A 25,705-nucleotide genomic window follows, 5' to 3' on the forward strand; every position below is an offset into this window, starting at 1 on the left:
TGTCTTCAATCAGTTCTGTCCGGCCCACTGCCTGATCCGGCCCAGTCCGGCTTCAAGCAACTGGCTTGCGGCGTGTTCGGTTTGCGCTTCGACGTAGCAGCGCATCTCCGGCGCGTTGCCCGAGGGGCGAAAGTGGATGATGCGCCTGTCGGCCAGCGTGACGCGCAGGCCGTCGATATCGCTCGCCGTGGAGGGGCTTCCAATGGGCTTCAGGAAATCCGCCAGGTTTTCCGGCAAGGCGCGCAGGTAAGCCATCAATTTTGCGCTCGTCTCGACGGGGAAGTTCTCCAGCCGATCGGCCGCCGCAATCGGAAGATTGTAGGAAGCGGCAATGACCGACAGCGGCTTCTTTTGCGCCGCTGCCAGCGAAAGGACTGCCAGTATCGGCAAGAAGCAGTCGCGTGTCGGCAGTGCCTCAAGCGTCCTGCCATTAACGCTGAAATCCGAACCGGTCAGCAGGCCGCCATTGGCCTCGAAGCCCATCACGCGGTCCTTGCCTGCGATGATCGCCTCCTGCATGCCGGCGATGACGAAGGGTGAGCCGACGCGCGTGCGGGTGACGGCAAAGGCGCCGGCGGCCTCGATGCCGGAGTTGGAGGTGACAGGCGTGACCACGGTTCCGGCGTCCAGAAAATTCGCAGTGATCAGCCCCAGCAAGTCGCCACGCAGGGGCATGCCGTTCTCATCCGTCACCAGCGGCCGGTCGCCGTCGCCATCGGCCGAAACGAGCGCATCAAGGGTCAGGGACTGCGCCCAATCCTTGAGAAGCGCAACGGTCTGCGCCGAAACGGCTTCGGTATCGACTGGGATGAAGGTCTCCGATCGTCCAAGCGCGATGGCTTCGGCGCCGTAATGCGACAGCAGCCGCACCATCATGTCGCGGGCAACGGTGCTGTGCTGATAGACGCCGATCCTTTGGCCGGAAAGGGCATTTTTGGAGAGAATACCGGCATTGCGCGCCATGAAGGCTCTAGCGCATTCGCCGGACCGGTCCTCGACCTTTGCTTTTCCCGCCATTGCCTCATCAGGCAGGGAGCGGTCGAGCTTGGCGGCAAGATCGGAAATCGCGGCTTCGTCCGCCTTGTCGATCTCGCCATCGGGTCGGTAGAATTTGATGCCGTTGCGGTCCGCCGGGATGTGCGAGCCGGTGATCATCAGGCTCGCGGCCTTGTCACGGGATCCATAAAATGCCAGCGCTGGTGTCGGGACGGTGCCGCAATCGGCGACCCTGAAGCCAAGCGCGGTCAGCGCGAAAGCGCATGTCGCAGCGATGGCAGGGCTGGAATCGCGGAAGTCGCGGCCGAGCATGACGAGGTCGCCTTTTTGCGCGCGTCCGCTCTCAAGAAGATATTGCCCGAACGCTGTCGCGTAGACCACCGACGCCCTGCCTTCCAGATCGACGGAAAGGCCGCGCAGGCCGCTTGTTCCAAATTTCATGCGTGTTAAGCCTTTGCTGACGCTTGCTTTCCTGCGCGATTATCACCAGTCTAACGATACTTCGTAAATTTTGGCCGCGATAGGTGACTAAAATATTGCGCGCCTCCCTTTTCAAGGCAAATCTATAACCCCTTCGGTGGAACGAGGACTATCGATGAGCGAACAGACCATCGCGCTCGAAGAGAGCTGGAAGGCGGCACTCGCGCCCGAATTTTCCAGTCCCTACATGCAGCAGCTCAAGGATTTCCTGCTGGTGCAGAAGCAAAGCGGCAAGCGTATCTTCCCCAAAGGGTCGGAGTATTTTCGCGCACTTGACCTCACCCCGCTTGCAAAGGTGAAGGTCATCATTCTGGGGCAAGATCCCTATCACGGCCTCGGACAGGCGCATGGGCTCTGCTTCAGCGTTCGCCCAGGCGTGCGCATTCCGCCCTCGCTGGTCAATATCTACAAGGAGATGGAAACCGATCTCGGCATCAAGCCGCCGCGGCATGGCTTCCTGGAGCATTGGGCCCGCCAGGGCGTGCTGTTGCTCAACAGCGTCCTGACCGTCGAGGAGGCGCAGGCAGCGTCACACCAGGGCAAGGGCTGGGAGCGTTTCACCGATGCGGTGATCCGCAAGGTCAACGAGGAATGCGAGTCCGTCGTCTTCATGCTCTGGGGTTCCTATGCGCAGCGGAAGGCGGCCTTTGTCGATACCGACCGTCATCTCGTCCTCAAGGCGCCGCATCCGTCGCCGCTTTCGGCGCATAACGGCTTTTTTGGATGCAGGCATTTTTCGAAGGCGAACGCTTTCCTGCAGTCTCATGGCCGCGCGCCCGTCGACTGGGAGTTGCCTGCCAATCCGCAGGATGCCTAGAGTTTTCTGAACACCTCCGGATCGGTGTTCAATAAAAGGAGACAATGCGTTTTGGTCTCTGGGACTATTCCAAATCGCTCCAAGCAATCATTTATGACCCATCAAGGCTCGCCATTGCGGGCAAGAAAGGGGTCTCGACATGCTCAACCAGATCAAGGGCCTGCACCACGTCACATCGATGGCGGAGGACGCCCGTACAAATAACCAGTTCTTCACAAACGCGCTCGGCTTGCGCCGCGTCAAGAAGACCGTGAACTTCGATGCGCCTGACGTCTATCATCTCTATTATGGCGACGAGACCGGTTCGCCGGGTTCGATCATGACCTATTTCCCGTTTCCCAAGATGGCGCAGGGCCGCCCTGGCACCGGCGAAGTCGGTACGACCGTTTTCTCCGTTCCCGAGGGTTCGCTCGGCTTTTGGAGCGACCGTCTCACCAAGCTCGGCGTCAGCGGTCTCAAGGCGGACGAGAGCTTCGGCCAAAAGCGACTGCACTTTGCGGGTCCTGATGGCGACGGTTTCGCGCTTGTTGAAGTCCGGGATGACGGTCGCCAGCCCTGGACGCATGGCGGCATCGGCGAGGATTACGCCATCCGTGGCTTCCACTCTGTCGCCATGCGTCTTCGCGATGAGGGCGCGACGTCCGAACTCTTGAAATTCATGGGCTATGAGGTTCAGGAAGAGAAAGGCGGCGTAAGGCGGCTGGTGATGCCAGGCGGCAACGGTGCGCATCTGGTCGATCTCGAAACGATGCCGAATATCTCCCGTGCTCTGCCGGGCGCCGGTTCCGTGCACCATGTTGCCTTTGCTGTCGACAACCGCGAAAAGCAGCTCGAGGTGCGCAAGGCACTGATGGATACAGGCTACCAGGTGACGCCGGTCATCGACCGGGATTATTTCTGGGCGATCTATTTCCGCACGCCTGGCGGCATTCTCTTCGAGGTCGCCACCAACGAACCCGGCTTCGACCGGGACGAAGATACGGCTCATCTCGGCGAAGCGCTGAAGCTGCCGCAGCAGCACGCGCATCTGCGGCAGCTGATCGAGCAGCACCTGCAGCCGCTCGAAGCTTAAGGAGCAGATCGATGAACGACCATAGCTATGTGCACCGGCTCCATGCCGGTGCGCCAGGAAAACCCATCCTCTTCGTGCTGCACGGCACCGGAGGGGATGAAAACCAGTTCTTCGACTTCGGACGGCGGCTTCTGCCCGATGCGACGATCGTCTCTCCCCGCGGGGATGTTTCGGAGCACGGGGCGGCACGCTTTTTCAAGCGCACCGGCGAGGGCGTCTACGACATGGACGATCTTGCCAGGGCCACGCAGAAGTTGGCGTCGTTCGTGAAAGACATGACGGTCGATCACGGCGCGTCGCACATCCTTGGCCTCGGCTTTTCAAACGGGGCGAACATCCTGGCGAATGTCTTGATCGAAAACGGCCTGTTCGATGCATCGGTGCTCATGCATCCTCTCATTCCGTTTCGGCCGAAGGCGAATCTAGAACTCCAGGGCCGCAGGGTGCTGATTACGGCGGGCGAACGTGATCCGATCTCTCCGGTCGGGCTGACCCAAGCGCTCGCCGGCTATTTCACCGGGCAGGGGGCTGCGACCGAGACCGAGTGGCACCCGGGCGGACATGACATCCGTCCGAACGAAATCGACGCCGTGCGGCGCTTCTTCGAGCCCTATTTCTAACTACCGGAAGATTGGCGGCAGTGCTTCCGAGACCTCCGGCGCGGGCATCCAGCGTCCGGTCGAAAAATAGGCCCTCGTCCGTATCTGCGGACCGGGTGCCGCCTTGATCGTCATGATAAAATTGAAGCTGTTTTCGCTGCTGAATTCGCGGGAGAAGACGACACTTGCGCCAAAACCTTCTTCTCTGACATCCTTCAGTTCTCGGATCGCGCTCAAGGCATCGTGAAAATCCAGCCAATGCGATTGTGCGAGCACCGTTTCGAAAACGCGCATGAAAGACGGATCGAGCCGGCCCGCGCTATCCGTCGCCGGCCCGACGATCTTGGCGCGTATGTTGAAAATCGCGCCTTTGCGATCTCCGCGAATAATCAGAAACACAGAGCTCAGCGGGCGCTCCCCATCTTCCTTGTAGACCTCTTGAAAAGAGCATTCATAGGCGCTGCTGCCCATGGCGGAGGCACGCCATTGGGTCATCTCTATGCCGGCCTTGCGCAACGTTTCGCACATGTCCGGTCCGGATTTTCGCCACGTCCGCAGGAAATTTCCGGCGAGCTCGGGCTGCGGAACCTCGATCAGCCTCGGCGGGATCTTGACCGGCAGCTGCGGAGCAGGCTTTGAAACCTCTACCAGCTGTAGCGGCGTTGGTTCTGGTTGCTGGACCTGCAGGTTGAGATCGTAACCCGCCAAAGCTGCCAGGGTGCGCAGATGGCGCATGTCGTTGGATAGCAGGACCGTGCCGGCAACGAGCGAGATCGAAAGCGTGAGCATCAGCCACAATGCTGCGCGGCGCTTGCGGCGCGGCGGCGGCGTTTTCATATGCAAGCCGGAGGGTTGCGTGGCCAAGGCTTTCACTCATTGCAGATGCGCCACTGTAGACAGCATGCTTCAGGTTTCTCTTGCAACCAAATTGCGCGCCGGACGGGCTAAATTAGCAAAGAATTCACTTGGTGTGCGCTAGGAGGGCCGGAAGCGGCCACGCGAACCAATTTGCAGTACCAGCAAAGCGGTGCTGTCATTTACGCTTTGCTGCTTCTGCGAAGTAATTCTCTTGAGATTTCAACGGCGTTGCTTCATGATAATTGTGATGCGAAGATTTTCGTGTCGTGCCTTATGACGATCGATGCAGGTCGTTTCCGCAATGAGCATGTTTCTTCGCGCCCGGCAGCGATGCCGCGGTTCAGACTTTAACGCTTTATCTGCCCTGCAAACTTGAGGCAGGGTTTGCTTGGGAAGGTTGCATGAGTTCGGAATTTGCGGTTCGCGCGATGCGACCGGGTGAGTTGGAGCTTGTGCTCGAATGGGCAAGGCAGGAGGGGTGGAATCCAGGACTCGACGATTCGCTCGCCTTCCAGGAAGCCGACCCGTCCGGCTTTTTCATCGGTGCGGTTGGTGAAGTTCCGGTCGGTTCCATCTCGGTGGTCAAATACGGCGAACACTTGGCGTTTCTTGGCCTCTACATCGTCCATCCGGATTTCCGTGGCAAAGGCTACGGCAAGGCGCTCTGGAATGCCGGCATGGCGTCTGCGGCAGACCGCACGATCGGTCTCGACGGCGTCGTCGCTCAGCAGGAGAATTACCGCAAGGCAGGCTTCGAACCTGCCTATACTACGATCCGGTATGGCGGCATTGCGGCGGCGTTGCCGCAGTCCTCGCTCTTAGCGCATCCGGTGTCGGACAAGCTGGACGGGCTGTTCCGTTACGATGCCGCGATTTTCACCGAGCCACGCAACGCATTCGTTGCCGCATGGTGCAAGCGGCGGCGCGGGCGCAAGACGGCGATCGTGCGCAAGAGCGGCAAGATCCGCGGCTACGCCACGATCCGCCGCTGTTACGAAGGCTACAAGATCGGGCCGCTTTTTGCCGCCGATACCGATACCGCAGCCGCGCTGCTTGCCGAATTGCTGCCGGAGGCTGGCGGCGAGCCGGTGTTCATCGATGTCCCCGCCGAAAACAGGGAAGCGATCGCACTTGCCGAAAGCATGGGGCTCGAACCGGTATTCCAGACGGCGCGCATGTATCGCGGCACGGCACCTGCTATTCCGCTGAGGAACGTCTACGGCGTCACGACGCTGGAACTCGGCTGATCTTAGTCCATAGGCGAGGCGGGGGCGGTCGAAGCCGAAAGCTTTGGACGTCCCTTCTCAGCGATCGCAATGCCGCCCAGCGTCAAAACCAGCGAGACGATATGGAAGAGCTGCAATGCTTCGCCAAGCAGCAGCACGGATAAAAGCGTGCCGAAAACCGGAACGAGATTGATGAAGAGGCCGGCCCGGTTGGCGCCGATCCACTCCACGCCTTTGATATAGAGGATCTGCGCAACCAGCGAGGCGAAGATCGCCGTGTAGAACGTGATAATCCAGCCTTTGCCGTCCGGCATCTGGACATTGCCCGCCGCATTCTCCCAAAGCAGCAGTGGCAGCGACGTCAGCGCCGCCGCAAGGGCAGGAAAGGCCATGAGCGTCCGCCAGTCGACCGGCGGCTTCCAGCGCAGAAAGATCGTGTAGATGGAATAGGCGGCGACCGCCACCAGCATCAGGGCGTCGCCGCGGTTGAGTCCGAGCCTGAGCAGCGCCGCGATATCGCCATGGGAGGCGGTCAAGGCCACGCCGACGAGCGTCATGCCGAAGCCGGCGACCTGCGCGGGCGAAACGCCAGTGCGGAAGAAAATCAGATTGAGCAGGAAGATCAGCATCGGGATGCCTGCCTGCTCGATCGCGACGTTGATGGCGGTGGTGTATTTCACCGCCGAGTAAAGCATGGCGTTGAAGAGCGTATAGCCGACCATGCCGTAGAAAAGCAGCAGTGGCAGCTTCTTGCGGACGACCGGCCAGTCCTTCTTGATCTGCGGAAGCGACACCGCGGCGATGAGCGTGGTCGCAATTGTCCAGCGCAGGAAAGTCAGCGTCATGGGGCTCACGTGGCCGAGCGCCAGCTTTCCGGCGACAGTGTTTCCACCCCAGCACAACGTCGCAATGGCGAGACAAATATAGGCCGTGATATGCAAGGATGATTCTTTCCGTCTTCCGAAAAGTTAGTTCGGATGGCTGCCAATGGACCGGCAATAGCCCGGGACTGGCTGATTTGTCACGTAAAAAGCCCATTTCGCCCTGATAACAGGGTCGCTTTCCAAAAAACAAAGCTTTATAGATGCGCGGGTTTGAGCAGAGCGCGGATAATCCGCCGGTAATAGGAAGAGTTGGATGACGAACGTAGTCGTGGTCGGTTCGCAATGGGGTGACGAAGGCAAGGGCAAGATTGTCGATTGGCTTTCGGAACGTGCGGATATCGTTGTGCGCTATCAGGGCGGACACAATGCCGGCCATACGCTCGTCATCGACGGCACGAGCTACAAGCTGTCGCTGTTGCCTTCCGGCGTCGTGCGCCCGGGCAAGATGGCGGTGATCGGAAACGGCGTCGTCGTCGATCCGCACGCGCTGATTGCCGAGATCGAGAAGCTGGAAAAACAGGGCGTCAAGATTTCTCCCGACAACCTGCGCATCGCCGACAATGCTACGCTGATCCTCTCGCTGCACCGCGAGCTCGATGCCTATCGCGAAGATGCCGCCTCCAACAGCGGCACGAAGATCGGTACGACGCGCCGCGGCATCGGCCCGGCCTATGAAGACAAGGTCGGCCGTCGCGCGATCCGCGTCATGGATCTCGCCGATCTGGAGGCGCTCCCGGGCAAGGTCGACCGTATCCTCACGCACCACAACGCGCTTCGCCGCGGCCTGGGCGTTGACGAGGTGAGCCACGAGGCGATCATGACCGAGCTGACGTCGATCGCCGATCGCGTGCTTCCATTCCGCGAAACGGTCTGGCTGCTCCTCGACAAGGAGCGCCGCAAGGGCGCGCGCATTCTTTTCGAAGGCGCGCAAGGAAGCTTGCTCGATATCGACCATGGCACCTATCCCTTCGTGACTTCGTCGAATACGGTCGCCGGCCAGGCTGCTGCCGGCTCCGGCATGGGACCTGGCTCGCTCGGCTATATCCTCGGCATCACCAAGGCCTACACGACGCGTGTCGGCGAAGGTCCGTTCCCGACGGAACTCAACGATTCGGTCGGCCAGTTCCTTGGTGAGAAGGGCCATGAATTCGGTACGGTGACGGGCCGCAAGCGCCGTTGCGGCTGGTTCGATGCGGCGCTTGTACGCCAGTCGGTCGCGACCAACGGCATCACCGGCATTGCGCTGACGAAGCTCGATGTGCTTGACGGTCTCGAGGAGCTGAAGATCTGTGTCGGCTACATGCTCGACGGCGAGCAGATCGACCATCTGCCGGCAAGCCAGGCCGCGCAGGCTCGCGTGGAGCCGGTCTACATCGCGCTGGAAGGCTGGAAAGAGTCGACCGTCGGCGCCCGCAGCTGGGCCGATCTGCCTGCGCAGGCGATCAAATATGTCCGCCAGGTCGAGGAGCTAATCGGTGCGCCTGTCGCGCTTCTGTCCACAAGCCCTGAACGCGATGACACCATACTTGTGACTGATCCGTTTGAGGATTAATGTCGCGGGTCATTAAGGCATCTGGCCCGGTCGAGAATCGGGCCTCTCGAGAAAAGTAGCTAATGGCTGATTTTATTGCAGTTATCCGGCGGGCGGTTGACGGCCTGGCTGAAAACACCCCCGAGATGCGGGCGAAGGTTTACGAGCGTGCCCGCGGCGCGGTGCAGCGGCAGCTCGAAAACATGAAGCCGCGCCCGCCGGAAGCGATGCTGCAGCGTCAGCTCGATAAGCTCGATGCTGCTATCCGCGAGGTGGAGGCCGAGCACTCCGAGGCACTGCCGGAAGATGGGGCAGCGATTGCTGCCGCAGTAGCGCCTGTCCATGAAGAACCTGTTTCCGAGCCGCCAGCAGAGTATGCTGCCGCGCCGGGGCCCGCTGAAGAACCGGTTGCCGAAGAACCGGTTGCTGACGAACCGCTTGCCGCAGAACCGGTTGCCGTAGATCCGGTCGCAGAAGAGCATCTCGCCGATGCGGATGAACCAGCGCAGTACCGTCACGAAGAGCCGCAGCCTGAACTGCAGGAAGAGGCGGCCCCCTACGAGGAACCTCATGAGGAGCCTGCGTCGGTAGGAGCCACGGAAGGGCCGGTGCCGGAACAACAAGAAGAAGAACGATGGGACCGCCCGGTCGAGGAAGTTACTGCTGCGGCTGAGGCGGAAGCAGCACCTCCCGAGGAATGGGCTGCGGCGCATCGCGATGAAGTGCCGGTCGAGGAATACGCAGTCCCGCCGGAGGAGTATCTCGAGGAGGCGCCTGCCGTCCAGGCCGAACCGGCTGTCGAACCGGAATTCCTTCGTCCGGCCGGAGAATACAATCCCTCGAACCGGCTCGTTGAGCCGTTCGGCTCTTTCGAGAAGCCGGAAGAGTTCGTCGAGCACAGCCGCGAGGAGCCGCTGCAGGCCGAAACGGTTGCACATTTCGATCCCGTCTGGGCCGAACCGGCTGCCGAAACCCCGGCCGAGCCGCCGAAAGACGCAGAGGTTGCATGGGCCACCGAGGAGGTCAGGAACTTCTCAGAAAGCGTTCCTCAAGCAGAGTCGGCCAACGACCACGCGCGCGCCTTCGAGGAAGCCATTGGTGGTCTTCAAAACCCGCCGCCCGCGAAGATGCCGGCCGCGAACGAGGGCTTTTCCTGGGAAGCCGCCGCCTTTGACGATCTGCCGCCGATTGAGGCAGGCACCAACAACAAGAAGGCCCCTGTCGCAGCGCACTTCGACGATTCGGACCTGTTCGCCGAGATCCACGGCAAGCCTGCGGCGCCTGCTGCCGACGTACCAGGCGAAGAGTGGCAGGAAGCCAAGGCCCTTCGGGGCTACGGTCGACGCGGCGTCGTTGCGGAAGACGACGATACCGCGCCGGCTGCCGATATCGACCAGATCGTTGCCGCCAAACTGCAGAACAAGAATTTCCGCATGGAACCGAAGCGCCGCCGCTTCGGTATCGGTACGATCATTGCCGTTGTCGGCGTGCTGGCAGTGCTGGGCGGCGGTGCCTATGCCGCCTGGACGAACCGTGCCCAGCTGATCGCGATGGTTGACAATCTGGTGAGCGCCGCTCCGTCCAAGACGGCCGAGAGCGAGCCCGCTGCTACGCAGAACCAGACGCCGGCAACCCCTTCGACAAACAACACCGAAGCGGCCAAGCCTGCCGAAACTGACCGGCAGGTTGCCGCGCTCGATGACGGCTCTTCGGTCAACAACAAGTTCAACCAGCGCCTCATGGCAGACGGTTCGGAAGTCGACAGCGGCCCGGCTGCCATGCCCGGTACGCCGACGGCCGAAGGCAAGTCGGTCGCCGAGCAGAATGTCGCATCCACCGCGCCGGCTCCGCCCGCACAGGCAGGTGCCGCGTCCGCCGAGACGCTGCCGCCGAACGGCCCGGCCGCTGCCCCGCAACAGGTGCCGGCCGGTGCGAGCGAGAAGATGTTCCTCTATGAGGAACGGATCGGCCAGAGCTCGCCAACGGCCATCCAGGGGGGCGTCGCCTGGAGCGTCCAGCATGAAGCCGGCCAGGGCGGCAAGCAAGAATCGACGGTGCAGGCCAATGTGACGGTGCCGGAGCGCAATCTTTCGGCTCTCGTGACCTTCAAGCGCAACTCCGATCCGTCGCTTCCGGCGAGCCATCTTGTCGAGATCGTCTTCTCGCTGCCGCCGAATTTCGAAGGCGGCAGCATCGATAGCGTCCAACGCATTTCGATGAAGCGCACGGAGCAGGATCGCGGCGACCCGCTGATCGCAGTTCCTGCCAAAATCACCGATGACTTCCACATGATCGCGCTGAACGATTATCCGGATGCCCGCAAGGCGAACCTCGATCTGCTTTCGACGCGTGAGTGGATCGATATTCCGATCACCTATCGCAACGGCCGCCGCGCGCTGATCACGATGCAGAAGGGTCCGACCGGCATAGCAGCCTTCAATACGGCGATCAAACAATGGACGGCGCTCGGCGACGTGAGCACGAGCCAGTAACGCGCTGGCCTGGAAAAGTGGCAGCGGGACAACCCGCTGCCGGGCTCATGTCGTTGGCTTCGTGTATTGCATGCTTGGACGCTCGGCGATGCGTTGCCACCAGGCGCTGAGGCCGGTGTACTGCTCAAGCAGCTCCCGCCCCTCGGGAACCGTCAGGAAATAATCCATCATTGGTGCGACATGCAGATCCGCCAATGTCAGCGCCTCTCCCGCGAGCCAAGGCTCGTCATCCATCAAATCCGAAAGAGCCTCTAGGCAAACAGGCGCTTTGGATCGAGCGATGGCCACTCGCGCCTCATCGCTTGGCTCTCCGCGCAGCGGCTTCGACACCAGTTCCACATACATTCCCCAGACGAGGTTGGAGTAGATGTATCCATCCGCGATGCTGATGATCTGGTTCATCCGGGCGCACTGCTTTGGAGTTGCCGGTTGCAGGCTTGGACCGTTGAATGCCGCATCAATGTAGCGGGTTATCGCTCCAGTCTCATAAAGATTGAAGCCGTCATGCTCCAAGGCTGGGATTCGGCCGAAAGGCTGCCGGGCGAGATAGGATGACGGCGGGCCCGCCACTGCAAAGACATCGACGGGCACCAGATCGTAATCAACGCCCTTTTCATGCAAGGTGAGCCGCGCGGCCCGCACATAAACGCTGTAATCTGCGCCGAACAGTTTCGGCTTTTGCCTCATACCGGATGTGCCTCTTGCAAACTTAAAATGAAGAAAAGCCGCCTGTCGCAATCTGCAGCAGGCGGCTTTTCGATCTCATATCGAGGCGCGAACCCGTTATGCCGTGGCTTCGACGACGCGGACGGCGTTTGCCCTTTCCAGCGCTTCCTTGCGTACCGCGTCCTGCACCTTTTCGAAGGCGCGGACTTCGATCTGGCGCACCCGTTCGCGGCTGATGTCGAACTCGGTCGACAGATCTTCCAGCGTGATCGGATCGTCGGCAAGGCGGCGTGCTTCGAAGATGCGGCGTTCGCGGTCGTTCAGCACGCCCATCGCCTTCGAGAGCATGCGGCGGCGCGTTTCGAGCTCGTCCTGCTCGATCAGCACGTCCTCCTGGCTGTCGTGGTCGTCCACGAGCCAATCCTGCCACTGACCGCTGTCGCCTTCGGAGGCCTTGATCGGCGCGTTCAGCGAAGCGTCGCCGGAAAGGCGGCGGTTCATCGAAACGACTTCCTCCTCGGAGACGTTCAGCTTCGTGGCGATCTCCGCGACATGCTCCGGCTTCAGGTCGCCTTCGTCGATTGCCTGGATCCGGCCCTTGAGGCGGCGCAGGTTGAAGAACAGGCGCTTCTGGTTGGCGGTCGTGCCCATCTTCACCAGCGACCACGAGCGCAGGATGTATTCCTGGATCGAGGCCTTGATCCACCACATCGCGTAGGTGGCGAGACGGAACCCGCGTTCCGGATCAAACTTCTTGACGGCTTGCATGAGGCCGACATTGCCTTCGGACACGACTTCGCCGATCGGCAGGCCGTAGCCGCGGTAGCCCATCGCGATCTTGGCGACGAGACGCAGGTGGCTGGTGACGAGTTTATGCGCAGCTTCGCGGTCACCGTGCTCGGAATAACGCTTTGCCAGCATATATTCCTGCTGCGGCTCCAGCATCGGAAACTTGCGGATTTCGTCGAGATAACGATTGAGACCGGCTTCGCCGGCGGTAATGGACGGCAAGGTATTGCGGGCCATGATTGCACCCTCCTATGTAGATTCCGGTTCCCGATGGAACGCGTCCCCGCGTCGGAACTGGCGAACCGGGACGTGCGGCTCAAATCCAAGCCCGCACTAAGTCAAGATACAGATAAGTATGGCGGAACAGCGGTTCAAGCCCATCAAAAGCCTTCACGAAGACGTTATACCCCTTAACGGCGAAGCGCTTCTGCGAGTTCCACCATATCCACGGGGAGCGACACTTCAAAGTGCATGAGTTTACCCGTGCGGGGATGCTCGAACTGCAGCATATAGGCATGGAGCGCCTGACGGCCAAAGCTGTTGACGACTTTACGTGCTTCATCGGGCAGTAGATTGGCCTTGGTCCTGAAATGCGCGCCATAGACCGTATCGCCAAGCAGCGGATGGCCGATATGGGCCATATGGACGCGAATCTGATGGGTGCGGCCGGTCTCCAGATGGCATTCGACGAGGGCGGCAAGCGCTGTTGCATCCGGGTTCTCGTGGAAGCGTTCCAGCACTGCGTAATGCGTGATGGCCTCGTCGGCGTCCTGGCTGTCAGGACGCTTGACGGAGCGGCGCGTGCGGTCGCCGGTGGAACGGCCGAGCGGCACATCGATCGTGCCTGAGAGCGAGCGCGGCCGGCCCCAGACGATCGCCTGATAGGCGCGCTCTAGCGGCATGGTGCGGCCGTGATCTGCAAACTGTAGCGACAGGTGGCGATGTGCAATATCGTTCTTGGCGACGACCATGACGCCGGTCGTATCCTTGTCGAGCCGATGCACGATGCCTGGCCGCCGGACGCCGCCAATACCTGAGAGGCTGTCGCCGCAGTGGTGGATCAGCGCATTGACAAGCGTTCCCGTCCAGTTTCCGGCAGCGGGATGGACGACCATGCCGGCCGGTTTCGAGATGACGATGAGGTCGTCGTCCTCGTAAAGGATGTCGAGCGGGATATCTTCGCCCTTCGGCGTCGGGTCTTCCGGCTCGGGCAACAGGAGTTCGTAATTGTCGCCGGAGCGCACCTTCTTTTGCGGATCGAGGACGACGGCGCCGTTCACCAGCAACTGGCCATCCTTGATCAGTACCTTGACGCGGCTGCGGGAAAATTCCTCGCCGAGCTGAGCCGTCAGCCACGCGTCGAGGCGGCCTTCGGCATTCTCATCGGCAGTCAGGACTTTCCTAATGCCGGATGCTTGTTTAAAGGGGTCGCTCAAGACGCTTCTTCTCCGAAGTATTTCATAGGACACCACGATGACGAAAATCGAGCTGGACGACCAGGAAGAACAGCCCCTTGATCCGGCAATGGAAAATGTCCGGCGCAAGATGGTCCGCCTGCAGATCGTCTCCGGCGCCATCATGTTCGTGAGCCTTATGGCGGTCTTCGGCGCCGTTGTCTACAAGACGATGAAGGCCGAACCGGCAGAAACGGCAGCTGTCTTGGGCTCCGGCGTTCCTTCGGATTCGCCGGTCAGATCCACGGTTTCCCTGCCACTCGGGTTCGCCGTGCAGTCCACGTCGCTCTCCGGAAGCCAGATCCTGTTCTTCGGCCAATCAGTCGACGGCAAGCGCAAGGCGCTGGTCTTCGACATCGAGGCGGGTCGGCTCGTCGCCGACATCACCGTCGCCGGCAACTGAGGCCGATGGCTGCCGCGCTGATCACGATCGAAAGCGCCGACGATCCGCGCATTGCGGAATTCCGCGCGATCCGCGAACGCGACCTGACGGGCAGGCAGGACCGCTTCATTGCCGAAGGCACCGTCGTGCTGCGCATGCTGGCCGAAGCCCACGCGACGAGACGCGGCTTCGAGGCCGAGAAAATCCTGTTGCTGCGAAACCGCGCCGAAGGCGTCGCAGACATTCTTGCGCGTGTGCCGGACGATGTCCCAGTCTATGTCGCTGAGGCGGATGTTCTCGACGGTATCGTCGGCTTCCATCTGCATCGTGGCGTGCTGGCGCTCGGTCGACGCATCGCGGGCAGCGAGAACCTGCTCGACAGTCTGCCGGGGCGCGCGCTGGTGCTCGTTGGCTGCGGCATTTCCAATCACGACAACGCCGGTTCGATGTTCCGCAATGCGGCCGCCTTCAACGCGGACGCCATCTTCCTCGACGAGACGTCCTGCGACCCGCTTTACCGCAAGGCGATGCGTGTCTCGGTGGGTTCCGTGCTGAGCGTTCCCTATCAGCGGAGCAGCAGTGCTCTCGATATCCTCGTCGCACTAGCAGAACGCGGTTTCGATATCTGGACGCTATCGCCGCGCGGCAAGACTGACATCCGTGCGATAGCGCCTTCGGACCGCATGGCTCTGGTGGTCGGTACCGAGGGAGATGGGCTGCCGGAAGCAGTCCTGGCGCGCTTTAGGAGTGCGCGCATTCCGCAATCTGCCCAACTCGACAGTCTCAATGTTGCGACGGCGACCGGCATCGCTTTGTTCGCGATGGCATCTGCGGCCGGTCGTCTCTGAATCAGCCCGGTTGCGACAGGATCGTTGCGGCGCGCTGGGCGAGGCTCACGCGTTCGCCCTCTTCGTTACCCGCATCCTCCGGCAGAAGGTCGCGGATCGGCGAGGAGGGGCCTTCGTTAAGCGCCGTCAGTGCCACCATGCCGGCCGCGATCGAGGCGATCTCTTCGCGCATGGCGCTGTCGTTGCCCGTCGTCGCCTTCGCCTTGGAAATGCGATCGGAAACGGCTGCACTGCGCGCGCGAACTTCTTCGGCAAGGCGGGCGGCAACCGCTGCTGAATCAAGTTCGGAAGCTGGAGATTCTTCCTGCATCAGTTCCTCCCCTTTGGTTTCGACCGTTGCCAGACCCGCATCGCGTAGCGCGCGGTTTGCCTTGCGCAGGCCGGCATTGAGTGACTTCAATTGCTCCTTGAGCTTGGCGATTTCCTGCTGGCGGCGGCCGAGGAGCGTTTCCTTGTCGGCAGCGGAAGCTGTCTCACGCGCGGATTTGTCTTCCAGGCGGATCACCAAATGCTCCTGCTGCGTCAGCTTCTGCTCGGCATCCTTGGCCCGGTTCTGCAGAAGATTGACGTCCTGGCGCAACGTGTCGCGTTCGTCGCGCAGCGCGTTAGCACGGGATTTTAGACTTTCCATCTCAGTTTCGCGCGCCGCCATGTCGATTTTGAGGTTGTCCGCCTGCTCGGCCAGCTTGTTGAGCCGCGTGCGCAGCGTCTCGATCTCGCTTTCCTTTGCAGAAGTCGCCTGTTCGGCAATGTGCAGGCTCGTCTTCAACTGGCTGATATAGTTTTCGTCCTTGCGCAGCCGGGAGCGCATTTCGGCGGCCTCGACGTTCAGATCGCCGATCTGCGCCTGCAATGCGCCGAGTTCGGACGACAAGCGGCCGGCATCGAGCGCAAGGGAATCATGGCGAAGCTGCAGGGACAGGGATTTTTCGCGCTCGCGTATCAGGTCCTGTGCCGTTCTGGCATTCTCCGCAGCGTAGAGCGCCCGCACCATGTCCTTCTGCGCCCGTACCTCCTGCGGGGTCAGGGGCATTGTCGCCTTCATGCGGTTTTCCGTATACCAGACGATGCGGCGATGGATTGCAGGAGAGATCAGGAAGACGAGGAACGCCGCCGTCAGGAAACCCAGTCCGAACAGAAGAGCATATTCGATCACGGCGCGGCCACTGCTTTGAGGTTTGATTTGCGTCAGCGCCACTGATTAAAGCACGCGCTGCGCCTAGGGCAAGTGGCGGATAGGTGACGGCGGGCAAGAATCCCGCCGCCGGATCGTGGGCTTAGAAGGGGTTCCAGGTCGGACCGGGCGTGATTTTCAGATAGCCCACGTTGATGCCGAGGCGGGCGCCGACGCCGGTGCGGATCGGAACCACCAGAACATTGTTGTTCTTGAGCAGCGTCATGCCAAAGCCGGCAATGACGAAGGCCTGGCCGCTGACGCCGCCGAAGCGGGCATAAATGCTGTCGATCGAAGGCAGGTCATAGACCAGCATCATGACGCGCGTGCCCTGGCCGCCGTAGTCGATGCCGAGGGACGGTCCCTGCCAGTAGAGCGAATGTGCGCCGGCGTTCTTGGTGTTGAGCTGGCCTTCTCCGTAGGTCAGGCCGGCGATGAAGGCGCCGGACCCTTCCTGTCCCAAAACGTAACCGTTGGGCAGACCGTATTTTTGAAAGGCTGCTTCAACTACCTTTGCCAGACCCCCGCTGGTCGATCCGAAAAAGGAATGGCCAGCGTCGACGATCTCCTGCATGGTGTACTGATTGCTGTTGGCCTGCTGTGCTGCCGCCTGCTGCGGGGAGAGCACAAATGCTGCAATGGTCAGCGCGACGAAGAGTCGGCAAAAGCCCATAAATCTTCCGGGGGATTGAAGGCGCATGGTGTCATCCGTTCATCATGGTCGGTTCGATGAGCCGTTTCCGGCAGTGGATGCATTTTGCGCGGATCGTCTTAACAATCGGTTTACCAAATATGGTGTCATTATGGCGACGAGTACGGCGCAAACTTCGTGCAATTTTGATCAGGCATGATAGGCGGGATGAAATTTTGCCGCCTTTAGGAGACGATGATGTCCAAGAACCCCAATCTTACGTTGACCGGCCCGGATCTGGCCGCGCTACTTTGCAGCCGTGTTTGCCACGACGTCATCTCGCCCGTCGGCGCGATCAACAACGGTCTCGAGCTGCTGGACGAAGGCGGCGCCGATTCGGACGCCATGGACCTCATCCGCACGAGTGCGCTCAATGCCTCGGTTCGCCTGAAATTTGCACGTCTCGCATTTGGCGCCTCCGGTTCGGTCGGCGCTTCGATCGATACCGGTGAGGCAGAGCGCGCAGCCAAGGATTTCGCAGCTGCCGAAAAGAAGACCGAGGTGACCTGGAACGGGCCGCGCGCCATCGTCGCTAAAAACCGGGTCAAGCTGCTGCTCAATCTCTTCCTGGTTGCCTATTCCTCGATCCCGCGCGGCGGCTCGCTGGAAGTGACGCTTGAGAATCCGGAGTTCGACGCGAAGTTCAAGATCGTCGCCAAGGGCAAGCTGATGCGCCTGCCGGCGAAGTTCGTGGAAATCACATCCGGCCAAGTCGAAGAGGCGATCGATGCGCATTCGATCCAACCTTACTACACGGTCCTGCTTGCCGAAGAGTGCGGCATGGAGCTCGGCCACAGCGCGACGGGCGAAGAAATTATCTTCACCGCGGAGTCGGTTATTGTCTAGCGTCATGGTTGCATTGCTGCAGCCTGGCACGTCCCAGGTAACACTTCCTTAGCCTAATGGACCTAGTCTCAAGGACTGAGGAAGCGCCACTGGATTAAAAGTGGAGCGAAGGAGCAGGCATGCAGCGGTTCATGATCACTGATAGTTCGGATGTCGTGCGCAAAGTCGGAAAGCGTATCCTTTCCGAACTCGATTTCCTTGTCAGTGAGGCGTCCAATGCAAGCGAAGCGCTTTCACGCTGCCAGGCCGAGCTCCCGGAATATATGATCGTCGATTCCGGCATGGACGGCGCGCTCGAGCTGATTTCGGCCATCCGGGCGATGGAAGGCGGCAAGGACGTCAAGATCTACTACTGCGTCATCGAGGCCGATCTCAAGAAGCTGATGATGGGCAAGCGGGCAGGGGCCACCGACTTCCTGCTGAAACCCTTCGACCGCAAAATCCTGACGGCCGTCTTCGGCAACCGCGCCATCGCCGCCTGATTTCTTATATTCGTCAAGGCCTGAGCCGCCTCCGGGCGGCTTTGTTTTTTTCGAGGCCATGCATCGAAACGAAAAACCCCGCCGGAAAGGCGGGATATCTCATAATCGAAAGGGGAAATTCGGTGTCTCAGGCGGTTTCGGCGTATTCGGCGCCATCCGGCTCGCGCAGAACGTAGCCGCGGCCCCAGACGGTTTCGATGTAGTTTGCGCCGCCGGCAGCATTTGCGAGCTTCTTGCGCAGCTTGCAGATGAAGACGTCGATGATCTTCAGTTCCGGCTCGTCCATACCGCCGTAAAGGTGGTTGAGGAACATTTCCTTGGTCAGCGTCGTGCCCTTGCGGAGCGAAAGCAGCTCCAGCATCTGGTATTCCTTGCCCGTCAGGTGAACACGCTGGCCGCCGACTTCAACGGTCTTGGCGTCAAGGTTCACGATCAACTCTCCGGTCATGATGACCGACTGGGCGTGGCCCTTGGAACGGCGGACGATCGCGTGGATGCGAGCGACCAATTCGTCCTTGTGGAACGGCTTGGTCATGTAGTCGTCAGCGCCGAAGCCAAGGCCGCGGACCTTGTCTTCAATGCCTGCCATACCGGAGAGGATCAGGATTGGTGTCTTGACCTTGGACAGGCGGAGAGTGCGCAGCACTTCATATCCGGACATGTCTGGAAGGTTCAGATCGAGAAGGATGATGTCGTAATCATACAGTTTGCCGAGATCGACGCCTTCTTCACCGAGATCGGTGGTGTAGACGTTGAAGCTTTCGGATTTCAGCATCAGTTCGATGCTCTGCGCTGTCGCGCTGTCGTCTTCGATAAGTAGTACCCGCATTATTATCCCCTTTACCGCCGCCGAAAGGTGGTCTGGCCCCCTACGCGATACCGAATACTTCACTGCGTGATTTGGAAGCTGCCACGAAATGGTTAACAAATTCTGATTCACTCTGGCAAGAGGTAACGAATTTATTAAGCAATTTCTCCATTTCGCTGTTTTCCAATGAGAATCCGCAACGCCGATTCCTTAACTTTTACATTAAGAATGGCCGGTAAGCGATTCATTCGACTCACCAATGAACAGGATCCGGAAATCGCGTAGTGATGTTTACCGACCCTTAAATCATCGGCACTATCATTAACGATGCCCGTAAACGAAAGGTTACCAGCGGTAGGTTTTTGTTAATACCGATGGAAATTTTTTTGGCGGACCGTTTCAAACCGGTGCGCAAGGGCAATTTTTGTAGAGCCGGGATCTCGCATCACTGGAGTAATGCGTATGAAGTCGCGTGAGAGCCTAGTTCGCCTGAAGGAGTTTCAGGTGAACGAAAAACGACGTCAGCTGCAGCAATTGCAGATGATGATGTCGGAATTCGATCGTATGACGAAGGATCTGGAAAGTCAGATCGTCATCGAAGAGAAGAAGTCCGGCATTTCCGACCCGAATCACTTCGCCTACCCGACCTTCGCAAAGGCGGCACGCCAGCGCGCCGACAATCTTCAGGTCTCCATCAAGGAATTGAAGATGCAGGAAGAGTCACTGGAGCAGGCGCTTGAGGAGATGCAGGCGGAATATGCCCGCGCTAGCGCGCTCGAAGAGCGGGATAGCGCCATTCGGGCCCGCGCCTGATCGATTGGCAGCGGACGCCGGCTGCGGCGTCCCGGGGATCGCCTGAAGAAGCCATGTATGACGGGCCGTAAGTCCGTCATACATGGCTTTTGGTGTTGCTAATTCACGACGTCGCGCCATTCCTCGTGGCGCTGTGATTGCGCCTTGAAGAACGGGCAGAGCGGAAAGATCTTCCAGCCGCCCTTTCTCGCCTCTTCGACGGCGTGAAGCGCAAGCGCCTGGCCGACGCCTTTGCCGCGCAGGGCATCCGGCACGCCGGTGTGATCGATGATGACGAGCTTCGGCGACGTGCGGGAATAGCTCATCTCGGCTTCGTGGCCGTCGACCTTGGCCACATACCGCCCGCCCGAGGCACTGTCTTCGTTGCGAATATCCATTGTATTTTCTCCGAAAGCCGATGTTGTTCAGGCAGACCGTGACATGGCGGCCATGCCATGCCAAGCCGGTGCAGGTGACGACACAGTGTTCAAACAAGGGGTATTCGATGAGAAGACTGGTGGGAATCCGGCCGGTACTGCTTGCTGCGGCACCATTTTTCCTGGCGCTTGGGCTGGTACTGCCTCTGATCCGATTCGAGAAACTCTACTTCTTCGACGAAACGCCGTCGCTGGTGGAGATCGTTGCTTTGCTCTGGAGCGGAGGGGACATCCCGCTCGCGCTGATCGTCGGGATCGTGTCAATCGTATTGCCGATCCTGAAGATCATCGGCATTGCCGCCGAGGCGACGGCTGCCGGCGGCGGGACCGGCAGCTGGTTTTATCGTCACGCCGTACCGTATCTGTCCAAGTGGTCGATGATGGACGTATTACTGGTGGCGATCGTGGTTGCGGCGGCGAAGACCACGGGCCTGGCGGATGCTTTTACCCAACCCGGACTCTGGTGCTACGCAGCGTCAACAATAATTTCGGGCCTTCTTCACTCCCTTCAGGGAAATGCGTCCGGCCCGAAATAAATGTCTTTGCCTGAGGCAGATGGTTCAGTGACGGTATTGCTGGATACGCGTCGTGCGCAGGCCGGCAAGGCCGTGACTGTTGATCGACGACTGCCAGGACAGGAATTCTTCGACGGTGAGCGTGTAACGCTCGCAGGCTTCTTCCAAGCTCAACAGGCCACCGCGTACCGCGGCGACAACCTCAGCCTTGCGACGGATAACCCAGCGCCGGGTATTCGGCGGCGGAAGATCCGCAATCGTCAGCGGGCTGCCATCGGGGCCGATGACATATTTTACTCGGGGACGTATCATTTCGGTCATTGGACTCTCTACACAACTCAAGACCACGCGGGCACTCTAGCTTGTCACATTTAAAAATTGCCTAAGCGCACAGTAAGACTTTGATAACAACTTTAGCTGCCTCACTGCCCGCCACGGCGGGCCGCCCACCGTAGCGTCAATTTATGCCTTACGTCGCTACGACGCGGGGCATCGTTGCAGTCTTGCTGTTGCCCGGCGCCGTTGCGCTTCCTCTGCGAGATCCGAACCGACGGCCCGCAGCTGAGGACAAGTCGATGACAAGACGTGAGCGCGCAGTCCGAAACTGCGCAGAGGGTAACGCTTTTCCGCTTTCCACCGCCGTTCGCACCGGCGAGCTGAACGCCGAACTGAAGCGCCGGCTGGAGGACATGACGAAAGCCGCAGGCTTCGACTATTACCTTCTCGTGGCCTTTCCGCGCGCCGACAGCACGACTTTTCTCGAAAATCGCGTTATCAGCAACTGGCCGCAGAACCTTACCAATCTCTACGACGAGGTCGATCTGTTCTATTGCAGCCGGCTGGTAGGCGCACTGAAGCGAACGATCATACCGGTTTTCTGCGATGCCAGCCCATTCGCCGGTGGTGCCGCTAATCAGGAGAATCGCCGGCTCAATGCGCTGTTCCAGATGCATGGACTGCAGAACACGATCGGCTTTTCGCTGCACGACGCTGACCTGAAGCAATACATATTCGCCTTCTCCGGCAGCCGTTCTGCGCTTTCGCGCGAGGAGGAGATGAGCCTTCTCTATGCCGCGATGGAAGCGCTCGACCGATTCAGTAGCGAGAACCGCACAGACGGCGGGCCATTGGAAAATCTTACCCGCCGCGAGATCGAATGCTTGCGCTGGTCGGCGGCGGGCAAGAGTAGCGACGAGATTGCAATCATCCTCGACCTCTCGTCGCATACGGTGGCCGGCTATCTCAAGGGCGCGATGCGCAAGCTCGATTCGGTAAACCGTATGCAAGCCGTCGCCCGCGCCTTCCGCTACAGGCTGCTGTAAGCCGCTCAAAGCAGAATGGCGCTAACCTCGATCTTACCGGCGCCGGGTTCGTATTGGGCGGTGCCGGTATGAATGATCGAAAGCCAGTCGCCGCTCGCAAGCTGCGCGAGGCCGAATGCCGGTGTTCGCTGAGCTGCACGCCACTTCTCTTTTGATTTTTAAGGGTTTTCGCCCGAAGCCATGCGCATCTGCAAAGCCGTTTCCTTGCCGCCCCAGGAGATGAAGTCGGGATTGGCGAAGTCGAAATCCGCCTTGCCGCCGGTTTTGCCGTAGGTCAGCGGTAATCCGTCCATGGTAACGGTCGTGCCGCCCGCAGCGCGCAGGACCGCGTCGCCCGCCGCCGTGTCCCATTCCATCGTCCGGCCGAAGCGCGGATAGACGTCGGCCTTTCCCTCTGCAAGCAGGCAGAATTTCAGCGAAGAGCCGATATTGGTGCATTGCGAGATCGCCTGCTCGATGAGAAAGCTGTCGGTCGCGGGACTTTTGTGGCTGCGGCTTGCAAGAGCGTGGCGCTTGGCAGGGGGTGCGCGGACCGTGATTGCAATGCGTTCCGTCACCGTAAAATCGGCGCCGACGAGGAGCTTTTCCGCGTGTCCTGCCTTGCCTGCAAAAGCAATACCGAGTGCCGGTGCATAGACGATGCCCGCAAGCGGCACGCCATGCTCCACATAGGCAATGTTGACCGTGAATTCGCGCCGTCTGTCGACGAATTCGCGCGTGCCGTCGAGCGGGTCGACAAGGAAAAAAGCCTTTCCCTCGATATCCGGCACGTGACCGGCCGCCACCGATTCTTCGGCAATCACCGGAATATCCGGATAGCTGCGCGCAAGATGGGCCAGGATGATCCGCTCCGCTTCTTCGTCCGCGCGGGTCACGGGACTTGAATCTGCTTTCGTCGCGACAGCGCACCCTTCTTCGAAGATCGCGATGATCGTTCTACCCGCCTCAAGCGCCGCCTTTTCGAATATCGCTAACATGTTCCCCTCAACGGATGTCAGCATCCGGAAGCAATATAAAGAGATATATGGTGATCGAGCCACCTTTTTGCGCGGGGCAGCTGTCATTTGAGAAAATAGATTGCTGGCCTCCGCGATGGCAACGGGCCATACGAGGGGCAAATGGTTCTTCATCAGGACAATCGGAATTCTCCACAACGTATGTTAGCGCAGGGTCCATTAGCACCACATCATAATTGATTCGACTGCATGCCTCCGCTGTGATCCACTCGACTGGGCATGTGCCGCCGCCCTGAAGGCTGCGAACCTAAGGAGCTCCACATGAGCAATAGCCAGGAGCACAGCAAAACTGTTGTCGAGACTCCAAGAACGCAGACGATCGACATGAAGCTCGAGATCGTCGTTATTCCTGTTTCGGACGTGGATCGCGCTAAGGGCTTTTACAGCGATCTGGGTTGGAGGCTCGACGCCGATTTCGCCGCCGATGAGGGCTTTCGCGTAATCCAGTTTACGCCGCCTGGCTCCGGGTGCTCGGTTATCTTCGGCCAGAACGTCACCGCAGCAGCACCCGGCTCCGCGCGGGGCTTATACCTAATCGTCTCCGACATCAACGCCGCCCGACGCGAGTTGCTCGGCCACGGGGTCGAGGTCAGCGAGGTGTTCCACGACGCCAGCGGCGTGTACGCTGGCACCGACGAACCCTACCTGTTTGGGCGGCTCCGGATCCCTGGTCCGGATCCCGAGCATCGCAGCTACCGTTCGTTCGCCTCATTCAGCGATCCAGATGGTAACGGCTGGTTGCTCCAGGAGATTACCGCCCGATTGCCCGGACGTGTGAACGCCGACGACACGACATTCACCTCGTCCACAGAGCTCGCGGCCGCCCTCCGGCGTGCGGCTACCGCGCACGGCGAGCACGAGAAGCTGACAGGCGAGTACGATGAGGGCTGGCCGGACTGGTACGCCGAGTACATCGTCAGCGAGCAGGCCGGCAAGCAGCTGCCATCGTAAGGGGCGGTACGGACGGCAACCACGACGGTCGTTGCAAAGGCATGTCTGTTTTGCGCCACCGAGACCGGACATTGCCAATGATGCCGCGAATGCCGCGTCTCGCCCGTTCTGCGGGTGGGTTCCAGCAGGTCTATCCCTCTTCGTTCGCTACAGCCACCGCCGGACGCGGGCTTTGTAGGCGAGATAGACGTCGCCGAACTTCCGCTCGAGATAGGCCTCCTCGCGGGCGACCACGCCGTAGCGGATGACGAGATAGAACGGCACCAATAGGAGGATGAGCCACAGACTGTCGATGGCGATGGCCAAGCCGATGAGGCCGAGGAACATGCCGATATAGATCGGGTTGCGCGTGAAGCGATAAGGTCCCTCGTCGACAATCGTCGCCGTTGGTTGGGTGGTCTGGATCTGCGTCCCCGCACGGCGGAAGGTTCCCGCCGCCCAGATCAGCAGCGCCAGGCCGGCGAGGAACACGATGCCGCCAAGCGCGCCGGCCGGCATCGCGGCCGGCAGGAACGGCAGCTGATAGAGCCAGTCGAGCGCGAGCGCGGCAATTACAGCGAGCGCCCAGGCGATCGGCGGCCGTACCGCCGCGCCTGAACTGTCGCGCCAATTCCCGCTTACCTCGTTCATGCCGCAACCCGCCCGATCTGCTCCCCTGGCCTACCTGGGCCCTACCACCAGTGGGAGCTTACGTTGCTTCGAAAGAGATTTGAAGTCAGAGGGTGGACAGCCAAGGATCGGATTCGGCCGACACTTCTCGCTATGCAAATGTCAGCTCCAGAGACGCGACGGATTTTGACTTAAGATGCATGTTTTCCGATGAAGCGGCTGACCTTTGTAATCGCGCAAGATCCGCCCCGCCTCAGCTCAAAGGGTGACTGCCTGGAACAAAGGGCGGGCGGGCGTGTTAACCGGCGGAACCCACCGCGTTGAAGCTCCGACTCTTTTCCGTGAGACCAATATGGCCATCCATTTCAATCATACCATCCTGTCGGCTCGAGACAGTAAGGCCTCGGCAGATTTCCTGGCCGATATGCTGGGTCTGTCGCCGCCGCGGAGCTGGGGGCCGTTCCACATGGTCACGACCGACAACGATGCAAATCTCGACTATATGAATACGAAAGGTGAGATCGTACGCCAACACTACGCCTTCCTGGTCGGTGACGCAGAATTCAACGCGATATTCAATCGAATTCGAGAGCGAAACCTTCGTTACTGGGCTGATCCTGGCCAGAGAAAGCCAGGCGAAACCAATGACCATGACGGCGGACGCGGTCTCTATTTCGAAGATCCGAACGGTCACCTGCTCGAAATCATCACGCGTCCTTATGGCAGCAGCGGCTGGAATCCGTGAGAGTTGGCACTGGCGCGTTATTGCAACGCCCCACAGGCCGTTCTGAAACTTTTTTGCGTTTGGCCTTTGTATTTCGTAGGAATTTGCCAAAAGTTCCGGTTTTATGGAATAAGTGCCATCCTTAAAGCTGCTCGCCTTGCCCGCCCCGCAGGCGATTTGGTTAATGCACAGCCGGTTTCTGGCTAAAATTTCCTCAGGGAATGCCTCTTTAATGTGGATTTTG

At 60.0% G+C, this 25,705-nt stretch carries 28 protein-coding genes; 15 read left to right on the forward strand and 13 right to left on the reverse strand.

Translation table 11 applies throughout. The annotated features are described in order from the left end of the window. Positions 1-9: 9 nt before the first annotated feature. Entirely contained in the window at positions 10-1,437 is a 1,428-nt protein-coding gene (locus A3C3_RS46200; RefSeq protein WP_028739921.1) for a phosphomannomutase, read from the reverse strand. 154 nt (positions 1,438-1,591) lie between these two features. On the opposite strand from A3C3_RS46200, the gene ung reads away from it, so the two are divergent. The 3 genes from ung to A3C3_RS0122975 all read left to right on the forward strand — a co-directional run bounded on the left by ung (position 1,592) and on the right by A3C3_RS0122975 (position 3,985). Beyond that, positions 1,592-2,293, forward strand: coding sequence for a uracil-DNA glycosylase (gene ung, locus A3C3_RS0122965; RefSeq protein ID WP_022716932.1), 702 nt, complete (start codon positions 1,592-1,594; stop codon positions 2,291-2,293). 139 nt (positions 2,294-2,432) lie between these two features. Further along, complete coding sequence (locus tag A3C3_RS0122970) at positions 2,433-3,365, forward strand: VOC family protein (RefSeq protein ID WP_022716933.1); 933 nt, start codon at positions 2,433-2,435, stop codon at positions 3,363-3,365. An 11-nt stretch (positions 3,366-3,376) separates the two neighbouring features. Then, entirely contained in the window at positions 3,377-3,985 is a 609-nt protein-coding gene (locus tag A3C3_RS0122975) for an alpha/beta hydrolase (protein ID WP_022716934.1), read from the forward strand. Here A3C3_RS0122975 and A3C3_RS0122980 read toward each other — a convergent pair whose 3' ends face one another. After that, the gene (locus tag A3C3_RS0122980; protein ID WP_145611985.1) at positions 3,986-4,828 is read right to left on the reverse strand and encodes a DUF6030 family protein; all 843 of its coding nucleotides are present in this window, start codon (positions 4,826-4,828) and stop codon (positions 3,986-3,988) included. Positions 4,829-5,223: 395 nt separating this feature from the next. Here A3C3_RS0122980 and A3C3_RS0122990 point away from each other — a divergent pair, with 395 nt between their 5' ends. After that, entirely contained in the window at positions 5,224-6,069 is an 846-nt protein-coding gene (locus A3C3_RS0122990; protein WP_022716937.1) for a GNAT family N-acetyltransferase, read from the forward strand. 2 nt (positions 6,070-6,071) lie between these two features. Here A3C3_RS0122990 and A3C3_RS0122995 read toward each other — a convergent pair whose 3' ends face one another. Continuing rightward, positions 6,072-6,989: a DMT family transporter gene (locus A3C3_RS0122995; protein ID WP_022716938.1), complete on the reverse strand. Its 918-nt coding sequence runs from the start codon at positions 6,987-6,989 to the stop codon at positions 6,072-6,074. Positions 6,990-7,185: 196 nt separating this feature from the next. Here A3C3_RS0122995 and A3C3_RS0123000 point away from each other — a divergent pair, with 196 nt between their 5' ends. Then, positions 7,186-8,484: an adenylosuccinate synthase gene (locus A3C3_RS0123000; RefSeq protein ID WP_022716939.1), complete on the forward strand. Its 1,299-nt coding sequence runs from the start codon at positions 7,186-7,188 to the stop codon at positions 8,482-8,484. 62 nt (positions 8,485-8,546) lie between these two features. Further along, positions 8,547-10,955, forward strand: a complete 2,409-nt coding sequence (locus A3C3_RS0123005; protein ID WP_022716940.1) for a membrane protein — start codon at positions 8,547-8,549, stop codon at positions 10,953-10,955. Between the two features lie 45 nt (positions 10,956-11,000). Here the strand turns inward: A3C3_RS0123005 and A3C3_RS0123010 are convergent, their stop codons facing one another. From A3C3_RS0123010 to A3C3_RS0123020, 3 genes are all read right to left on the reverse strand, one after another. Beyond that, positions 11,001-11,642 carry a glutathione S-transferase family protein gene (locus A3C3_RS0123010; protein WP_022716941.1) on the reverse strand — a complete coding sequence of 214 codons (642 nt, stop codon included), beginning with the start codon at positions 11,640-11,642 and terminating at the stop codon, positions 11,001-11,003. Between the two features lie 96 nt (positions 11,643-11,738). Then, complete coding sequence (gene rpoH / locus A3C3_RS0123015; protein ID WP_022716942.1) at positions 11,739-12,647, reverse strand: RNA polymerase sigma factor RpoH; 909 nt, start codon at positions 12,645-12,647, stop codon at positions 11,739-11,741. Positions 12,648-12,820: 173 nt separating this feature from the next. Then, on the reverse strand, positions 12,821-13,846 hold the full coding sequence (locus A3C3_RS0123020; protein ID WP_022716943.1) for an RluA family pseudouridine synthase: 1,026 nt from the start codon (positions 13,844-13,846) through the stop codon (positions 12,821-12,823). A gap of 37 nt (positions 13,847-13,883) precedes the next feature. On the opposite strand from A3C3_RS0123020, the gene A3C3_RS0123025 reads away from it, so the two are divergent. Both A3C3_RS0123025 and A3C3_RS0123030 read left to right on the forward strand, forming a co-directional pair. Continuing rightward, entirely contained in the window at positions 13,884-14,267 is a 384-nt protein-coding gene (locus tag A3C3_RS0123025; RefSeq protein ID WP_022716944.1) for a hypothetical protein, read from the forward strand. Positions 14,268-14,272: 5 nt separating this feature from the next. Then, positions 14,273-15,094, forward strand: coding sequence for a TrmH family RNA methyltransferase (locus A3C3_RS0123030; protein ID WP_022716945.1), 822 nt, complete (start codon positions 14,273-14,275; stop codon positions 15,092-15,094). Between the two features lies 1 nt (position 15,095). Here A3C3_RS0123030 and A3C3_RS0123035 read toward each other — a convergent pair whose 3' ends face one another. Together A3C3_RS0123035 and A3C3_RS0123040 are read right to left on the reverse strand one after the other, a co-directional pair. Then, entirely contained in the window at positions 15,096-16,250 is a 1,155-nt protein-coding gene (locus A3C3_RS0123035) for a coiled-coil domain-containing protein (RefSeq protein WP_028739923.1), read from the reverse strand. Between the two features lie 121 nt (positions 16,251-16,371). Further along, positions 16,372-16,968 (reverse strand): DUF1134 domain-containing protein, encoded by a 597-nt coding sequence (locus A3C3_RS0123040; protein ID WP_028739924.1) that lies wholly within the window; start codon positions 16,966-16,968, stop codon positions 16,372-16,374. A gap of 186 nt (positions 16,969-17,154) precedes the next feature. Here A3C3_RS0123040 and chpT point away from each other — a divergent pair, with 186 nt between their 5' ends. Both chpT and A3C3_RS0123050 read left to right on the forward strand, forming a co-directional pair. Further along, positions 17,155-17,805, forward strand: coding sequence for a histidine phosphotransferase ChpT (gene chpT, locus A3C3_RS0123045; protein ID WP_028739925.1), 651 nt, complete (start codon positions 17,155-17,157; stop codon positions 17,803-17,805). A gap of 119 nt (positions 17,806-17,924) precedes the next feature. After that, a complete protein-coding gene (locus A3C3_RS0123050) occupies positions 17,925-18,287 on the forward strand; it encodes a response regulator (RefSeq protein ID WP_022716949.1) in 363 nt (120 codons plus the stop codon). Positions 18,288-18,414: 127 nt separating this feature from the next. Here the strand turns inward: A3C3_RS0123050 and ctrA are convergent, their stop codons facing one another. Continuing rightward, positions 18,415-19,116: a response regulator transcription factor CtrA gene (gene ctrA, locus A3C3_RS0123055; protein WP_003542362.1), complete on the reverse strand. Its 702-nt coding sequence runs from the start codon at positions 19,114-19,116 to the stop codon at positions 18,415-18,417. A gap of 441 nt (positions 19,117-19,557) precedes the next feature. On the opposite strand from ctrA, the gene A3C3_RS0123060 reads away from it, so the two are divergent. Then, positions 19,558-19,908 (forward strand): hypothetical protein, encoded by a 351-nt coding sequence (locus tag A3C3_RS0123060; RefSeq protein ID WP_022716950.1) that lies wholly within the window; start codon positions 19,558-19,560, stop codon positions 19,906-19,908. Between the two features lie 98 nt (positions 19,909-20,006). Here A3C3_RS0123060 and A3C3_RS0123065 read toward each other — a convergent pair whose 3' ends face one another. Beyond that, complete coding sequence (locus tag A3C3_RS0123065; RefSeq protein ID WP_022716951.1) at positions 20,007-20,285, reverse strand: GNAT family N-acetyltransferase; 279 nt, start codon at positions 20,283-20,285, stop codon at positions 20,007-20,009. A gap of 107 nt (positions 20,286-20,392) precedes the next feature. Between A3C3_RS0123065 and A3C3_RS0123070 the strand changes: the two genes are divergently transcribed. Beyond that, positions 20,393-20,860 (forward strand): paraquat-inducible protein A, encoded by a 468-nt coding sequence (locus tag A3C3_RS0123070; RefSeq protein ID WP_028739926.1) that lies wholly within the window; start codon positions 20,393-20,395, stop codon positions 20,858-20,860. 24 nt (positions 20,861-20,884) lie between these two features. Here the strand turns inward: A3C3_RS0123070 and sciP are convergent, their stop codons facing one another. Further along, positions 20,885-21,160, reverse strand: coding sequence for a CtrA inhibitor SciP (sciP, locus tag A3C3_RS0123075; protein WP_007533628.1), 276 nt, complete (start codon positions 21,158-21,160; stop codon positions 20,885-20,887). 254 nt (positions 21,161-21,414) lie between these two features. Here sciP and A3C3_RS0123080 point away from each other — a divergent pair, with 254 nt between their 5' ends. Next, positions 21,415-22,161 carry a helix-turn-helix transcriptional regulator gene (locus A3C3_RS0123080; RefSeq protein ID WP_028739927.1) on the forward strand — a complete coding sequence of 249 codons (747 nt, stop codon included), beginning with the start codon at positions 21,415-21,417 and terminating at the stop codon, positions 22,159-22,161. A 158-nt stretch (positions 22,162-22,319) separates the two neighbouring features. On the opposite strand, the gene cysQ is transcribed toward A3C3_RS0123080, so the two are convergent. Next, positions 22,320-23,138 carry a 3'(2'),5'-bisphosphate nucleotidase CysQ gene (gene cysQ / locus A3C3_RS0123085; RefSeq protein ID WP_022716954.1) on the reverse strand — a complete coding sequence of 273 codons (819 nt, stop codon included), beginning with the start codon at positions 23,136-23,138 and terminating at the stop codon, positions 22,320-22,322. 300 nt (positions 23,139-23,438) lie between these two features. Between cysQ and A3C3_RS0123090 the strand changes: the two genes are divergently transcribed. Continuing rightward, positions 23,439-24,128, forward strand: coding sequence for a VOC family protein (locus A3C3_RS0123090; protein ID WP_022716955.1), 690 nt, complete (start codon positions 23,439-23,441; stop codon positions 24,126-24,128). Between the two features lie 147 nt (positions 24,129-24,275). Here the strand turns inward: A3C3_RS0123090 and A3C3_RS0123095 are convergent, their stop codons facing one another. Then, on the reverse strand, positions 24,276-24,758 hold the full coding sequence (locus tag A3C3_RS0123095) for a methyltransferase family protein (RefSeq protein ID WP_022716956.1): 483 nt from the start codon (positions 24,756-24,758) through the stop codon (positions 24,276-24,278). A 403-nt stretch (positions 24,759-25,161) separates the two neighbouring features. On the opposite strand from A3C3_RS0123095, the gene A3C3_RS0123100 reads away from it, so the two are divergent. Next, entirely contained in the window at positions 25,162-25,482 is a 321-nt protein-coding gene (locus A3C3_RS0123100; protein ID WP_233450712.1) for a VOC family protein, read from the forward strand. The last annotated feature ends 223 nt before the right edge of the window (positions 25,483-25,705 follow it).

It is taken from the genome of Rhizobium mongolense USDA 1844, from assembly GCF_000419765.1.
GTDB lineage: Bacteria > Pseudomonadota > Alphaproteobacteria > Rhizobiales > Rhizobiaceae > Rhizobium > Rhizobium mongolense.